Consider the following 14,803-nt stretch of genomic DNA (forward strand, 5'->3'; position numbering starts at 1 on the left):
CACCGGCTGGATGTTCCTCTCCCCGTTCGTCTTGCTCTTCGCCCTGTGCTTCCTCGCCCCGATCGTGGTGTCGGTGCGGGCGGCGTTCCACCGAGACCTCCCCACCGGGGGCGGTCTCTACGGCGGCGGGGAGCTCGTGGAGACCTTCGTCGGGGTCGAGAACTTCGCCCAGGTGCTGGCCACCCCCGCGCTGTGGGCGGGGCTGGGCCGGGTCGTGCTCTTCGGCATCTTCCAGATCCCGGTCATGATCGGTTTGGCGCTGCTGTTGGCGCTGCTGCTCGACTCCGAGGTCGTCCGCCGGGTGACCGTGTTCCGGCTGGGGTTCTTCCTGCCGTTCGCCATCCCCGGCGTCATCGCCGCGTTGCTGTGGACCTACATCTACAGCCCGCGGCTGTCGCCCATCAACCAGGTGCTGGGCGCGGTCGGGGCGCCGATCGACTTCTTCCACCCGCAGATGATCCTCGTCTCGATGGCGAACATGACCACGTGGACGTTCGCGGGCTACAACATGCTGATCTTCCTCGCGGCACTCCAGGCGATCCCGCGCGAGCTGTACGAGGCGGCCCGGATCGACGGGGCGTCCGAGGCGCGGATCGTGTGGGCCATCAAGATTCCGATGGTGGCCCCGGCGGCGCTGCTGGCGGTGTTGCTGTCGATCATCGGCACGATCCAGCTGTTCAACGAGCCCACGGTGCTCGCCACCGTCAACCCGTGGATGGGCAACGACTTCACCCCGATGGTGCTCGCCTACAACGCGATGACCGGGCAGGCCCAGCCGTCGGGGGCCGGGCCGGCGTCCGCGGTGTCGATCGTCATGGCCGTGTTCGCCGGCGTCCTGGCCGCCGGATACGCCCTCGCGCAGCGGAGGCTGGCCCGATGAGCGCGGCGTGGGGGGCGGCGCGTCCGCGCCGGGCGACCGTGGTGGTGACCTGGCTGGTGCTCATCGGGGCGCTGCTGTACTTCCTCGGGCCCGTGTACTGGGTGGTGGTCTCGGCCACCAAGAGCAACCAGGATCTCTACACCACCAGCGGCCTGCTGCCCGCTGCCAACCACATCGCCGAGAACTACGCCACCCTGTTGGCCTGGACGCAGAACCAGTTCTGGCGCTGGGTGGGCAACTCGGTGTTCTACTCGGCCGCCGCCGGCGTGATCGGCACGCTCGTGTCGGTCGCGGTGGGGTACGGGCTGGCGAAGTTCAAGACGCCGGGCGGCGCGGCCGTCCAAGTGGCGGTGCTGGCCGGGTTGCTGTTCCCGATCGCGCTGCTCACCGTGCCGCTCTACCTGTTGTTCATCCAGCTGGGGCTGGTGAACACGCCGTGGGCCGTCATCATCCCGTCGTGCGTCAGCCCGTTCGGGGTGTTCCTCGGCCGCATCTACGTCGAGGCGTCCGTGCCGGACGAGCTGCTCGAGGCCGCCCGGCTGGACGGGGCGTCCGAGCTGCGGATCTTCTTCGCCGTCGTGCTGCGCCTGCTCGCGCCGGCCATGGTGACGATCTTCCTGTTCATCTTCGTCGCCACCTGGAACAACTTCCTGCTGCCGTTGATGATGCTCACCACCAACGAGCTCAAGCCGGTCACCGTCGGTCTCTACGGCATGATGAGCTACTTCAACCCGCAGTACGGCGCCGTGCTGCAGGGGGCGCTGCTCGGTGTGCTGCCGCTGATCGTGCTGTTCCTCGGCCTGCAGCGCTACTGGCAGGCGGGTCTGGCCAGCGGTGCGGTGAAGTAGTCAGTCCAGCCAGCCCAGGGACGCCAGCCACCGCTGCGCCAGCGTCATCCACTGGGCCACCTCCGGCTCCGCGTCGGCCAGGCCGAGCCCGTGGCGTCCGCTGCGGAACACGTGCGCCTCGAACGGGACGCCCGCGACGCCGAGGGCGGTCATCAGCGTGATCGCGTGCAGCACGGGGACGCCGGCGTCGTCGCTGGTCGTCCACAGGAACAACGGCGGGGTGGGCTCCTCCTCGGGCGCGGTGATGCGGGTGGGGATGGAGAGCTCGGCGCGCAGGTGGTCACCGGCGTCCTCGCCGAGCAGGGTCTCCCCGGAGCGGACGTGGAGGTTCGGAATGCGCCCGAGCAGCGCCTCGCGCAGGTCGGTCACCGGGTAGCAGAGCAGGGCGGCGTCCGGCCGGCCGGCGAAGGTGTCCGGATCGGCGCCGGAGACCTCCGGGGTGTCGGTGGCCAGCAGGGCGGCGAGGTGCCCCCCGGCGGAGAAGCCGAGGACGCCGACGCGGCGGCGGTCGACGGCCAGCGGCGTCGCTCCCGAGCGCAGCGCGCGGAGGGCGGCGCGGGCGTCCTCGAGGGGGTCGGGCCAGCACTGGTCGCCGGTCGCGTAGCGCAGCACCGCGGCGTGGAGGCCGAGCGAGTTGAGCCAGTCCGCCACCGGTGCGCCCTCGTGGGCCGCGAGGTGGTCATAGCCGCCGCCGGGCAGGACGAGCACGCAGGGGGCCACCGCGTCGCCGGCGGCGTGGAACGTCCAGTCGAGGTCAGCCATGAGCTCCATCCTGCCCGACGCCCCAGGCCGGGCCTCAACACCCCGGACAGGCTCTCGCTGGGGACCACCGCTAGGTGGTGCTGGGCAACGGCAGGTCGCGGCGCGAGCCGTCCTGCCACTGACCCACGTGCGTGGCGTCAGGGTGCGTTGTGCCACTCATAGAGGCGCCACTGCTGAATCCCCTCGCCCCAGGCACCCACCAGCACCGCCCGGTCGGCGCCGTCGGCGTACAAGCCTGGGTAGAGCGCGGCGATGGCGTCCGCGGCCCCCACCTCGGGGGAGGTGAGCAGGACGTAGCGGACGCCGTGGCCTGTGGGGTCGGCGATGGCGGCCTCGAAGTCCCGGTCGGGCGTGATCACGAAGCTGCGCGGGTGCCGGCTGGCGAGGACGATGCCGTAGGAGTAGGCGACATCGGTCGCCACCGAACCGTCGGGGAGGCCCAGCGCGTCGATGGTGTCGGCGACCTGCCGCTCCGTGCGGTGAACACCCAGCCGCGCCTGTTCGGCCAAGTAGACCTCTTCGCGCGCGATGCGCGCGTTGCCCATTCCCAGCCACTGCAGGGGCAGCACCAGGATCAGGAGCGCTGGCAGGGTGATGGCGACCCAACGCGCCGGCCGTGACGCGGGGCGGAGCAGCACGAGACTCTGCCCGGCGAGCAGCACGGTGAGGGGCACGGCTCCCACCTGGAAGCGCAGCCAGCCGAAGGAGGTGCCGAGCACGAAGACCAGGTCGGCGAAGATGAGCACGGCGCCGAAGACGGCGAGAGGAACAAGGACGCGGGCCTCCCGCCGGCGCCACGCCAAGATCCCCGCGAGGAGCACCAGCGCCCCCAGGAGCGGGGCCATCCACAGGGTCTGTTCGAGCAGGTAGCCCACTGCAGGCAGGGCGCCCCGACCCGTGGAGACGTCGATGCTGACCCGTCCGGCGCTCACCTGGGCCGAGTTGCCGTACTCCGAGGTGAACGTCGCAAACCACTCCCCGACGATCAGCTTGCTGGCGGCTGCCCAGCCGATGAACGACGCCAGCACGGGTAGGCCCACCAGCACGGCGTCGTTGACGGCGAACTGCCACCGACGTTCCTGCGCTGTGATGGCTGACCACACGAGGACGCCGACGACCACGGCCGCCGCCGGTGCCACCGCCTCGTACCGTGTTGCATAGGCCAACCCGAGGGCAAGGCCGGCCCACAAGAGCTCCCGGGGGTCGCGCGTCCTGACCCAGGCCAGCAACGGGTACACCACCAACAGGCACCAGAACGTGAACATGGCTTCGCTCGCTCCATCGGCCGAGGACAGGGCGGTGAGGGGGTGCAGAGCGAAGGCCGCCGTCAACGCGAACCGGGCCGGCCTGCCCACGCCGAGGCGGCGCAGGCAGGCGCTGATCAGCGCGACCGATCCGGCCCCGCAGGCCGCCGAGACGATCACGCCGGCCCAGCCGGTTCGGGCGAGGTCAGGCCACACCGGCGTGCCCAACAGGGGGATCATGGCTGCCAGGGACGGCAGGGGGTTCCAGACGAACCCGACGGCGGCCAGATGCGGGTCTCGGCTGAAGAGCACGTAGTAACCGTTGCCGACGCGGCTCAATCCGTCTGTGAAGAGCAGATCGTGGTGGATCAGGAAGGCACCAAGAACGACGTAACCCAGCAGGGCGATGAGGAAGAGCACCGTCCCTTCACGGGGGTGTGGGCGTCCGCGTCGCCGGGGGGCCGCGCGACTCGGGCCCGCCGTGGCGGCCCGGCGTTCGACGGTGATGACGCTCATGGCTCGGCCTTGTCGGTCGGGGAGAGGTGCAGTCCGTGGGTGGTTTTCTCCCAGTACGAGGGCGAGGCCACCAGCTGGATGGCGGCCTTCGTCGCGGCCAGCGTCATCAGCGCCCAGTACAGCGGGCTGAGCAGAGCTGCCACCAAGAGATCCGGGCGACCCAACTGACGGGTGGTGTACACATTCATGTACAGCACGGCCAAGTTGCCCAGCACGAAGCAGAGCAGACCGGCGTAGTAGAGCCAGGAGTCGAACAGCGCCTGCAGCCACGCGGGGTGGCGTGTGAACCACATGAGCGTCAGCGCCCAGAAGAATCCGTTGAGCGCCGTCAGGCAGGGCGTTCCGGCCACGAAGAGAACCAGTCCGGCCGTTCCCCGCCAACCCAGGTCGCGGAGGGTCGCCCAGGGCCGGCGCGCGTGGACCAGGAACGTCTGAAGGTAGCCCTTGTACCACCGGCTGCGTTGCTTCACCCAGTTGATCGGGTCCGAGTTGGCCTCCTCGAGCGTCACCGACTCCAGCACGCCCACCGCGTAGCCGAGCCGCGCCAGCCGGATGCCGAGGTCGGCGTCCTCGGTGACGTTGTGGGCGTCCCACGCACCGACCGAGCGCAGCACGTCGGTGCGGAAATGGTTGCTCGTGCCGCCCAAGGGAACCGGGGCGCCGACGGCGATCAGGCCCGGCAGGAGGTAGGCGAACCACGTCCCGTACTCCACCGTGAACCAGCGGGTGAGCACGTTCTGCGTGCTGTTGAAATAGCCCAGCTGGGCTTGGACGCAGGCGTACTCCGGCCCGAGACGCCGAAGTGCCACCACGGCACGGCGGAGTTGGAGTGGGTCGGGGATGTCCTCGGCGTCGTAGATCGTGACGAGTTCGCCCCTGGCGTCGACGAGGCCGTAGTTGCAGGCCTTGGGCTTGGTGCGTGGTTCCGCGGGTGGGACGAGCACCAAGATGACGTGGGGTGGGCAGGTGGTTGCGCGGGCGGCGGCGATCGTTTCGGTGTCGTCGGCCTCGAGGAGCACCCGGACGTCCAGACGGTCACGGGGGTAGTCGAGCTGCTCGAGATGGGCGAGCAGCTCGCCGATGAGGGGCTCGCGATGCACCGGAACCAGCACGGTGTACGGCGGAAGCTCGGCGTCCGGGACGGACTTTGCTTCGGCATCGCTGACACGTGTGCGGTGCCGATCACCCACGCCTCGGCAGAACAGCAGGACGCGATACACCACAGCTGCCACGTACCCCACAGTCACGACACCGACCAACATCTGGGCGGCCACGAGAGGCGTGGCCAGGGCTAGCGCCACCCACGCGGCGATGAGGATCAATCCCGAGACGGCTTGGGGCGCGGTGACCACGCGCTGGGCGGAGAACTCGGGAGCGGCGTCCGCCAGGGCGGAGACGCTGGCTCGCAGCCGCTCGTCTGCGTCGGACGAGACGATGCCCGTCACGAGAGCCACCACCCGATCACAGCCCACACTCCGACCATGGCTCCCAGGGGTGCGGCTCGTGCGATCACCGCACTCCACGCAGAGAGGTGTGCGCCCCGCCACCCACGGGCACGCCGGGCGAGGGCGGCACAGGCCAGGGCGATGACCACGGAGAGCCACCATCCCCACCTGCCGGCGACGGCGGCACCGGCCAACAGGAGGATGGCTGGCCAGGATTGCGCGACCGCTCGCGTTCCCAGGCAGGCCACCAAGGTGGCGAGCACCAGGAGCAGCGCGCCGATCCCGCGGGCGGGGGATCCGGCGGCCGGCCAGGCGGTCCACACCCACAGGCTCATCGCGGCGGCGCCGGTTGTCAGGATGCCGTCCAGCTGTCGGTCATGAACGTCAGGGGTCTGGGGACGGGGACGCGTGGCGAAGAGGAGCGCAACCAGTGCGCCGAGCCACCAGACCGCGGCGCCGGTCGGGAGTGGCAGCAAGTCTGCATAGACCACGAGCGCCAAGACTGTCCCCAGCACAAGAGAGAAGCAGATCTTCGCCGTACTGGATCCGTTCACGGCGATCTTCGACGTGTTCACAGGTCCCCCCTGTGGGCCCGCGGCGCCTCCCCCCTGGATGCGAACCGCTGGCCCTGAACAGCAGTGTGGGGGGACCAGCTGACCGCGGTCGGGAAATCCGTGAAATGGACGTTCAACTCGTCGTCATCGTGGGCGGCTATGGTCCGCCGGGTTCACTTCGCTCTCCTGCCGTAGCGGGGCCCTTGCTGCAAGAAGAGCGCCGCTCCGGGCGGGGAGCGACGTGCGTCTCCGGGGTGGCGCGGTGGCCGGGGTGGCGGGGGTCTCGGCGATCAGCACCATCTGGCTCTCGCGCTCCGACGCGACGGGCGGTGTGGATCAGCGACTACCGGGCGAACACGCCGTCGAAGCTGGCGTCGGGGAAAGGCAGGGCGGCCAGGGACGCGACGGCGGCCCGCACCGCCCGTTCGGCGGCTACGCCGGGTCGTTCCACGGCAGGGAGTCCTGCTCGGCGGCCGGCGTCACGGTGCCGATCACGTCGAGGCGGCCGCGGCCGTGGAGTTGCTCGGTGAACCAGCCGGTGGCCTGCACCTGGGTGCCGACGAGGCGGGCGGCCTCGGTGATGCCGCGCACGTCGTGGAGCTCGATCACGTGACCGGCTGCGTCCACCACGCGGCAGCGGTCGGAGCGCAGGTCTGCCATCTGCAGCTCGCCGACGACGGTGCGCAGATCCTTCGGGGCGCGGCGCTCCCACGGCTCGCGAGCGAGGTGACCCGTGGCCAGCCGCACGTCGCCGTGGCCGGGGACGCTCAGCGTGGCCTCCGTCGCGGCCCGGGCCAGCGCCCGGATGAGCGCGGCGACGGCGTCCGCCACCGTGGCCGGCGTGCCGGGCGGACGCTCACCCGCGGCCAGGCCCTGCAGCAGACGCCAGGCGTGGGCGTCCACCTGGTCGGCGAGCGGGTCGAGGTCGAGGACGCCCTCCTCGCCCACGCCGAACACCACCGTCCCCGCAGCGGGCATCGTGACGCCGAGGGCGCTGAGCTGCTCGACGGCCTGCGGTTGCCGGCCGCGATCGAGCTCGTCGGTGGCGTGGCGGTACAGGCGGTAGACGAGGGTCTGCACGGCGGTGCACAGGCGGGCGACGTCGGCGGCGCGCAACGCGCCGCCCGGGCCGGCGCGGCCGGTGAGGTTCAGGACGTACTGGCGCATGGGTGACCTCCGCGATTGTGGCCCCACGCTACCGCCTCGCCCGCTGGGCCGAGCCGGGGGGCTACGGTGCGTCCATGAGCGAGTCCCCGTCCAGCCCGGGCGCCCTGCGTGTCGGCCACGTGCCCGGCGTGACGCTGACCAAGTGGCGGATGCGGTGGGCCGAGCGGGTCCGCGCGCGGCTGGACGTGGTGGAGGTGGCGGACGCCGCCGTCCGCCGCGTGCTGGACGCGAGCGAGGTCGACCTCTGTTTCGCCCGGCTCCCGCTCGACACCGACGGGTTGCACGCCATCGCGCTCTACGAGGAGGTGCTGGTGGCCTGGGTGTCGCGCGAGCACCCCGTCGCGGCCTTCGAGGCGGTGTCGCTGAGCGACCTGGCCGACGAGACCGTGTTGACGGCGGGCGACCTGGCCGGCCAGGGGCCGGTGGCCCTCGATCGCGTGCTCGGTGGCGCGGTGCTGCTCGTGCCCATGTCGGTGGCGCGCTATGCGAGCCGGCGGGATCTGACGTTCTGCCCCGTCATCGACGCCGAGCCCGTCCCGGTCGTGCTCGCGTGGCGGCGCGACCACGAGCACCCGCTGATCCAGGAATTCATCGGCATCGTCCGGGGCCGGACGGCCAACAGCGCGCGCACCCACCAGGAGCGGGCGGCGTCGCGGCGCGGCCGGGGACGCTGACCTACGCTTTGGGCATGGACAAGCAGATCGACAACGCGACCCTGCGCGAGAGCCAGGAGATGCTGGACCAGGTCAATGCCGACGTGGTGCGCCTGGAGGGGTTCGTGGCGTGGTTCGCCGACGCGACCCAGCGCGTCCGCGCCCTCGAGGACGCCTACCGGGGCCCCGTGCAGGACGCGCTGGCGGAGACGTTGGGGGGCGATCCCGGCGCCGTGACCTGGCCGGTGGCCAACGAGGATGCGGTGTGGGAGGCGTCCGCGTCGTTCCACGACGGGGTGCTGGGCCTGCTGCGCGCCGTCACCGACGCGCTCACCGAGGAACGCGCCGGCTGAGACGCCGGATCGTGAAGGCTGCCGTGCACAAACGCATCACCGTCGACCTCGGTTGGGGTGAGATCTCGGCCGTCACGTGGGAGCCGGCCGTCGCGTCGGACGCCCCGCCCGTCGTGCTGCTGCACGGAGGCGGGCTGGACAATGCGCTGCTCTCGTGGGAGCCGTTGGGTGAGGCGCTGGCGGCCGCCGGCCATCGCGTCGTCGCGCCCGATCACCCGGGGTTCGGCCACAGCGCTCTGCCGCCGTGGCGCGTCGGCCAGGAGCGGCTCGTCACCTACGTCGGGGAATTCCTCGACGCGCTCGGGCTGGGCCGCGTCGTGCTGGGCGGCATCTCCATGGGTGGGGGGATGTCGCTGGGGTTCGCGCTCGAGCACCCCGGCCGCGTGGCCGGCCTGCTGCTCTTTGGGTCCTACGGGCTGGCCGACCGCCAGACGAGCGGGCCGTGGGCCGGGCCGGTGCAATGGCTCAGCTGGGTCTCGGTCCGTACCGGCGCGCTCGGGGTGGTCACGGGCGCCTACCTCCGCAACCGCCGACTGCTCGTGAGCAGCCTGCGGGGCATTGTGCGCAACCCTGCGGAACTCACGCCGGAACTCGTGGACGCGGTGGCCGCCGAGGCGGCCCGACCGGACGCCTTCGTCGCGTTCGGGCAGTGGCAGCGCGACCAGGTGCTGCCCGGTCGGCTGCGCACCAGCTATGCGGCGCGGCTCGCCGAGATCCGGACCGCGGTGCTGCTGGTGCACGGGGAGCGCGACTCCGGCGTGCCGCTGGCCAGCGTCCGCGAGGCCGCCGAACGTCTGCCCGACGCGAGGCTGCTGGTCGTCAAGGACGCCGGACACTGGGTGCAGCGCGACCGGCCCGACCTGGTCATCCCGGCCGTCACGGAGTTCCTGAACCGCGCCAGCCCAGCTCGATGAGTTGGTGCAGCAGACGCCGGGCGCCCTCCGCGCGGCGTCGCTCGGTCGGGAGCTGCGCGTAGTAGGCGGCCGGGTCGACGTCGGTGAGGTGCGTCTCCAGCTCGTAGGCCATGGCCGGGATCGTAGTGACCCAGTCCGGCGGGGCGTCAGGCCGCCGTCGTGGCTTGGCCGGACGCCGCGTCCGCCAGCTCGGTGAGCAACGTGGCGAGCTGCTGCGTGAGCGCCTCGTCGGGGGTGGCCAGTGACTGGTGCGCGCGCGGGACGGCCACCGTGGCGTCCAACACCGTCGCGCCGGCGCGACGCAGGACGCGCACGGCGTCCTCGACGCCCCCGCGGGCGCCGCCCGGGCTCGGGCTGCTGCCGATGACGGCGGCCGGCAGTCCGGTCAGGGCCGCCGCACCGCGCGGCCGGGAGAGCCAGTCGAGCGCGTTCTTCAGCACGGCGGGCATGCCGCTGTTGTACTCCGGGGTCACGACCAGGAGGGCGTCCACGGCGGCGGCGTCCTGGCGGAGGGCGGCCACGGCGTCCGGGGTGGGGTCCTCCAGCTGCTCGGCGAAGAAGGGGAGGCGGTCGATGCCGTCGAGGCGCACCACCCGGTGGGTGGTGGCCTGCGTGGCGAGCTCGGCCAGGCGCTGGTTGAACGAGCCGGGGCGGGTGCTGCCCACGAGGAGACCGATGGTGAGGGACGAATTGGTCAACATGTTGACCAGTTTGTCAGTCTGCGCGTGGATAGTCAACCCGTTGACCAGTTGGTAGGGTGGGCGCGTGGATGAAACACCCGAAGATGCGCTGCCCCTCGTCGCGCTGCTCGGGCAGGCACACGACGCCCTTGAGGCCGCGTTCGACGAGCGGCTGGGCGCGTCGCCGTTCTCGGACCTCTCGCTGGCGCACAGCCGCAACGTGCTGCGCCACGTCGGCCGGGGCGGGTGCGCGCGGCCACGGCAGGTGGCCGAGCTGTCGGGGGTGAGCAAGCAGGCGGTCTCGCTGCAGATCGCCCACCTCGAGCGGGCCGGGTACCTCCGTACGCTGCCGGATCCCTCCGACGGACGCGCACGCGTCCTGGAGCTCACCGCGCGCGGCCGATCGGCGCAGCGATGGGTGCTGCGGACGATGCGCGAGCTGGATGCGCTCTGGCGAGACCGCTGGGGTGAGGATGTCTGGTCGGAGGTCAGGGGGCGGCTGAGGGAGGTCGTCGCCGAGCGGGGCGCATCGTAGGCTGCGTGCATGGCCAGGATCCTGTTCGGGTGTCTGCCCGCTTACGGCGTGATCAATCCCTCCTTTCCGCTGGTGAAGGCGTTGGTGGCGGCGGGCCACGACGTGGACTACTTCGTGCCCGAGTCGTTCCGCACCGCGGTGGAGAAGATCGGCGCGACGCCGATTCCGTGGGGCTTCTACCTCGACGGCCCGATCGTGCGGCCCCAGCAGATCGCCCGTTTCGGACGCCGCATGTTCGGCGACCAGGACGCCGGGCTGCGCACCTTGGGCCCGCGCTACGACGCCGTGGTCGCCGCCGGCATGCAGCCCACGTTGCCCGAGTTGCAGGACTCCCTCGATGTGCCCGTGGTGTTCTGCTCGCCGGTGTTCTTCCAGAGCCCTCGGGTGATGGCCCACCTGGCCGACATCGGCGACGGACTGCCGGGTGTGGCTCGTCGGCTGATGCGCAGTGATGGGCAGCGCTCGGCGCTGGGCGCGATGTTCGGCCTCGCGATGCTGGGGCGTCCGCTGGGCGACATCGTCGCCATGATGGCCCCGCGTTCGCGCACGCTGAACATCACCCCGGCCAGCTGGCTCTACCAGCCATGTGCCGATGAATTCTCAGATCCGACGTGCGTGTTCATGGGGCCGACGCCGACGCTCGCGTCCTCGCAGGCCGTCCTGGACTCTTTCCCACTCGACCGCGTCCGCGAGCACGACGGGCCCGTGGTGTACGGCACCCTCGGCACGGTGTTCAACACGTGGACGCCGTTCTTCCGCACCCTGGCGGACGCCTTCGCCGGCACCGACGTGCTTCTCGTGTTGACCACGGGGAATGAGGCGAACCGGGCTGCGGTGGGCCCGGTGGCTGACAACGTGATTGTCTCGTCCTTCGTGCCCCAGGCGGAGGTCCTCGAGCGGGCGGACGTCTGCTTCACCCACGGCGGTTTCGGAAGCGCCACGGACGCCGTGGCTCTCGGCGCCACGCCGATCGTGACCCCTATGGGGGCCGACCAGTTCTTCAACGCTTACCGCCTCGAGGAGTTGAATGCCGGGCGCGTCCTGCCCAAGAGAGAATTCACGGTGGGGGCGGTCCGCGATGTCTACCAGGCTGTGCGCCACGACGACCGGCTCGCCGCGGGCCTGGGCGCTCTGCGGGAGTCTTTCGCCGAGGCCGAGGGGCCGGCCGGGGCGGCCCGGCGGATCGGCGACCTCATCGCGGCGTCCTGAACCCGCTTCGGCCGACGCGCACGCACTTTGTGTCAGAATTCTTCACGTGATGGATGAAGCAACGGTGCAGGTGTTCGAGGCCGAGGACGGGTTCCTCGTGCTAGGGGATGAGGGAACTCTTGCTGGGGTGTGGGGCGACCAAGCCCGCGGCGGCGTCCGCCGGCTGAGCCCGACCGATGTCGCGCGCATCGGGCGTGCGATGGGTGAGGCGAACAATATGTGGGCGGAGAGCGGCCGCTGGGTGAAGCTGACAAAGGAGTCGGCAGAGTTGTTGAGGAAGCACGGCCCGGTGCCGAACAAGGCAGGCGACGCCATCTCGGGAGTCGTCCGCGGCAAGGGCGGGGAGATCGTCAAGCACCTCAACTTTCAGAAGGGGTTGCTCGTCACCCCCGCCGGCGGTGCGGCGCTGGCTGCAATGGTCACGCAGCAGGCGCTCCAGGCGTCCCTCGACGAGATCACCACGTACCTGCGCACCATCGACGAGAAGCTCGACCAGCTGCTGAAGCAGCGCAAGAACGAACTCCTCGGCCGCGTGGGTGGCGTCATGTTGGCGCTGGAGGAGGCCGAGGCGATCTACGAGCACACGGGCGCGGTGTCGGAGGTGACGTGGTCGAAGGTGCAGGCGAATTCGCTGACGCTGCAGACGCTACAGGCCGAGTCCGTGGCGCAGCTGCGGGCGTCTGCCGACAACGTCGCCGCCGCACGGGCAGACACGGACCGCGCGGCAAAGGCCGCTGAGGCGGCGCGGGTGGAGGTGGGCTTCTGGCTGGGGGTATTGGCTCGTTCGCTGGCGCTACAGGATCGGCAGTACGTGCTCGAACTGGCCCGCGTTGCCGAGGCCGACGCGGAACACCTCGACGCACATCGGCGGGGGATCGTGATTGCCCGCGCGGAACGCAGCCGGAAGATCGCCGTGGCCCTGGACGCCATTGCGCGGGCAGTCAGCGAGGCGTCATCGCTCACCAACTTCGCGCGCGTCGCAAACCCGATCAGCGCGCAGCGCATCGTCCGCGAGGCCAACGCGATCGCGGATGCTGTCAACACCTTCGCCGAGCACGCGGAGCTGACCGGTCTGTCGGCCGGAAGGCTGGAGGCTGTTGGTTGGGGCACCGCGGCCAAGGCCTTGGTGGCGGACGCCGCAGGTCAGGTGAGCACGACCGGGGCGGACGTCGCCGGGCGTGCGAAGATGTTCGCCAAGGGCATGGAGGATTTACGGGATCGCCAAATCCTCCGGTCGGCCGAGCGCGTGGAGCAGAAACGGCGGCTCCGGTTGGGTGCGTCTGCGGAGGCGGCAGAGGCGGAAGCGGCGGACGAGGGCGAATCGCCGTCGATCTGAACGCGCCGCCCAAGGGGCTCGAACCTCTGTACGAAAAATGTCAGAGGGGCGTGGTTCGATGGTTCCATGAGCGAATCGGTGGCAGGAGCGGTGGGGTTGAGGCCCCGCGATGAGGGTGGCGAGACGGATGTCTTCGACGACCTCGCCCTGGTCGTCGCGCGCCAGCGGGCGGACGCCGCGCGCCGGCTGGCGCTGATCGTGCAGGCCTGCGATGAGCACGACGTGGTCGAGGACGACCTGCGCGATGATGACGCAGCCCCCGATGCGGCCCTGGGGTGGGAGGGTGCCGAGCGGTGGGTCCGCGTCGGGGCCGACGGGACGCCCTGGGTGGCTGAGTTCCTCACGGTGGAGCTCGCGGGGCTGTTGGGCTGCACCGTGCCGGGGGCTCGGGCGCGGATCGCCGAAGCGCTGAATCTCCGGCACCGGCATCCGCGCCTGTGGGAGGCCGTGCAGACGCTGCGGGTCGAGGCCTGGCAGGCGCAGAACGTGGTCACGGAGTGTCTCCGGGCTGGGCTCGGGGCCCAGGAGTGCCTCCAGGTCGACGCGTGGCTGGCCGACGGTGTCGACCTGCTCGGTTGGCCCCGGGCGCGGCGGTTGCTGAAGGGGCTGATCGTCCGGGTGGACCCGGTGCTCGCCGCGGAGCGGGTGGCGGCGCGGCGGGAGCAGCGCGGCGTCTGGGTGTCGTCCATCGAGGAGGGCCAGGTGACGCTCGATGGCCGGCTGGACGCGATGGACGGCCTCGCGCTCGAGGCGCAGGTCACGCGCATCGCCACGCTGCTGGCCGGCGAGGCCACCGCCGCGGGCGAGGAGCCGGAGCCGCTCCAGCACCGTCGCGCCCGCGCGCTGGCCCTGCTCGCCGTCCCGCACCTGGCGGCGGCCTACCTGGAGGAGCACGGCCAGCCCGCGTCGGCGGTGGAAGAGGTCCTGTCGCCGGTGCCCCGGATCGACCCCGACAAGCTCCGCCCGCAGGTGAAGCTGTTCCTCCACCTGCACGCCGACGACGTCTCCCGTCCGGACGCCGACGGCGTGGTGTCTGCCGGCAGCGGCGTGGTGCGCATCGAGCGTCACGGACCGGTCGACATCGACTCGCTGCACCACGTGCTGCGGGGCAGCGTGGTGAAGGTGCAGCCGGTCATCGACCTCAACGCACCGCCCGTGTCAGACGCCTACGAGGTGCCGGACCGGCTCCGCGAGCACGTGATCGCCCGCAACCCCTACGACCTGACGCCCTGGTCGGCGACGGAATCGCGCCGCTGCGACCTCGATCACACGGTGGCGTTCGATCACCACGACACAAATGGACGCCACCAGACCCGGGCGGACAACCTCGGCCCGCTGGCCCGCACCGCCCACCGGGCCAAGACCCACGCGGGCCACCGCTGGGAACAGCTGAGACCGGGCGTCTTCTGGTTCACCAGCGAGGCCGGCTTCCAGTACCTGGTCACACCGCACGGCACCACCCCGATGGGGCGCGCTCCGAGTGCCGCGCGATCCTCACCGCCCGAACTGGCACAGGCAGCGGGGGAGCGGCGGCGTCCGGTCACGCCGATGCGTGAGGGACCGGCGCGCCCTGAACCGGGTTGGAACGACCCACCGCCGTTCTAGGCGCGGCCGCCCGCATGCTGGGTGGGCGACCAATCAAGGTCGGGTCGGATGTGAAAACACCCGACGCCTGTCGATTCGGGCACCTCTCATGCGTCATGGTGG

Annotated in this window: 16 protein-coding genes; 9 read left to right on the forward strand and 7 right to left on the reverse strand. The window is 71.2% G+C overall.

Features of this window, described 5'->3' with window-relative positions:
* The first annotated feature begins 10 nt into the window (after positions 1 to 10).
* Positions 11 to 880 (forward strand): carbohydrate ABC transporter permease, encoded by an 870-nt coding sequence (locus IFY26_RS01890; protein WP_232547464.1) that lies wholly within the window; start codon positions 11 to 13, stop codon positions 878 to 880.
* Complete coding sequence (locus tag IFY26_RS01895; RefSeq protein WP_232547312.1) at positions 877 to 1,728, forward strand: carbohydrate ABC transporter permease; 852 nt, start codon at positions 877 to 879, stop codon at positions 1,726 to 1,728. The genes IFY26_RS01890 and IFY26_RS01895 overlap by 4 nt, the downstream gene beginning before the upstream one ends.
* Here the strand turns inward: IFY26_RS01895 and IFY26_RS01900 are convergent, their stop codons facing one another.
* From IFY26_RS01900 to IFY26_RS01920, 5 genes are all read right to left on the reverse strand, one after another.
* Positions 1,729 to 2,490, reverse strand: coding sequence for an alpha/beta hydrolase (locus IFY26_RS01900; RefSeq protein ID WP_232547313.1), 762 nt, complete (start codon positions 2,488 to 2,490; stop codon positions 1,729 to 1,731).
* Positions 2,491 to 2,627: 137 nt separating this feature from the next.
* A complete protein-coding gene (locus IFY26_RS01905) occupies positions 2,628 to 4,250 on the reverse strand; it encodes a glycosyltransferase family 39 protein (protein WP_232547314.1) in 1,623 nt (540 codons plus the stop codon).
* Positions 4,247 to 5,704, reverse strand: a complete 1,458-nt coding sequence (locus tag IFY26_RS01910) for a glycosyltransferase family 2 protein (protein ID WP_232547315.1) — start codon at positions 5,702 to 5,704, stop codon at positions 4,247 to 4,249. Before IFY26_RS01910 ends, IFY26_RS01905 begins: the two co-directional genes overlap by 4 nt.
* A complete protein-coding gene (locus tag IFY26_RS01915) occupies positions 5,692 to 6,270 on the reverse strand; it encodes a hypothetical protein (protein ID WP_232547316.1) in 579 nt (192 codons plus the stop codon). Before IFY26_RS01915 ends, IFY26_RS01910 begins: the two co-directional genes overlap by 13 nt.
* 411 nt (positions 6,271 to 6,681) lie before the next feature.
* Positions 6,682 to 7,416: a hypothetical protein gene (locus IFY26_RS01920; protein WP_232547317.1), complete on the reverse strand. Its 735-nt coding sequence runs from the start codon at positions 7,414 to 7,416 to the stop codon at positions 6,682 to 6,684.
* A 74-nt stretch (positions 7,417 to 7,490) separates the two neighbouring features.
* Between IFY26_RS01920 and IFY26_RS01925 the strand changes: the two genes are divergently transcribed.
* From IFY26_RS01925 to IFY26_RS01935, 3 genes are read left to right on the forward strand one after another with little or no spacing between them, the layout of a single operon-like run.
* Positions 7,491 to 8,090, forward strand: a complete 600-nt coding sequence (locus tag IFY26_RS01925) for a LysR family transcriptional regulator substrate-binding protein (protein WP_232547318.1) — start codon at positions 7,491 to 7,493, stop codon at positions 8,088 to 8,090.
* Between the two features lie 14 nt (positions 8,091 to 8,104).
* On the forward strand, positions 8,105 to 8,422 hold the full coding sequence (locus IFY26_RS01930; RefSeq protein ID WP_232547319.1) for a hypothetical protein: 318 nt from the start codon (positions 8,105 to 8,107) through the stop codon (positions 8,420 to 8,422).
* A gap of 11 nt (positions 8,423 to 8,433) precedes the next feature.
* Complete coding sequence (locus tag IFY26_RS01935) at positions 8,434 to 9,336, forward strand: alpha/beta fold hydrolase (RefSeq protein WP_232547320.1); 903 nt, start codon at positions 8,434 to 8,436, stop codon at positions 9,334 to 9,336.
* Here the strand turns inward: IFY26_RS01935 and IFY26_RS01940 are convergent.
* Together IFY26_RS01940 and IFY26_RS01945 are read right to left on the reverse strand one after the other, a co-directional pair.
* Entirely contained in the window at positions 9,299 to 9,448 is a 150-nt protein-coding gene (locus IFY26_RS01940) for a hypothetical protein (protein WP_232547321.1), read from the reverse strand. The two genes, IFY26_RS01935 and IFY26_RS01940, sit on opposite strands and share 38 nt — an antisense overlap.
* 34 nt (positions 9,449 to 9,482) lie before the next feature.
* Positions 9,483 to 10,037, reverse strand: coding sequence for an NADPH-dependent FMN reductase (locus tag IFY26_RS01945; RefSeq protein WP_232547322.1), 555 nt, complete (start codon positions 10,035 to 10,037; stop codon positions 9,483 to 9,485).
* A 64-nt stretch (positions 10,038 to 10,101) separates the two neighbouring features.
* Here IFY26_RS01945 and IFY26_RS01950 point away from each other — a divergent pair, with 64 nt between their 5' ends.
* From IFY26_RS01950 to IFY26_RS01965, 4 genes are all read left to right on the forward strand, one after another.
* The gene (locus tag IFY26_RS01950) at positions 10,102 to 10,551 is read left to right on the forward strand and encodes a MarR family winged helix-turn-helix transcriptional regulator (protein WP_232547323.1); all 450 of its coding nucleotides are present in this window, start codon (positions 10,102 to 10,104) and stop codon (positions 10,549 to 10,551) included.
* Between the two features lie 9 nt (positions 10,552 to 10,560).
* Positions 10,561 to 11,760 (forward strand): nucleotide disphospho-sugar-binding domain-containing protein, encoded by a 1,200-nt coding sequence (locus tag IFY26_RS01955; RefSeq protein ID WP_232547324.1) that lies wholly within the window; start codon positions 10,561 to 10,563, stop codon positions 11,758 to 11,760.
* A 49-nt stretch (positions 11,761 to 11,809) separates the two neighbouring features.
* Positions 11,810 to 13,096 carry a hypothetical protein gene (locus tag IFY26_RS01960; protein ID WP_232547325.1) on the forward strand — a complete coding sequence of 429 codons (1,287 nt, stop codon included), beginning with the start codon at positions 11,810 to 11,812 and terminating at the stop codon, positions 13,094 to 13,096.
* 66 nt (positions 13,097 to 13,162) lie between these two features.
* On the forward strand, positions 13,163 to 14,701 hold the full coding sequence (locus IFY26_RS01965) for a hypothetical protein (RefSeq protein WP_232547326.1): 1,539 nt from the start codon (positions 13,163 to 13,165) through the stop codon (positions 14,699 to 14,701).
* Positions 14,702 to 14,803 lie beyond the last annotated feature (102 nt).

Origin of the sequence: Propioniciclava soli (assembly GCF_014858005.1) — a bacterium.
Lineage (GTDB): Bacteria > Actinomycetota > Actinomycetes > Propionibacteriales > Propionibacteriaceae > Propioniciclava > Propioniciclava soli.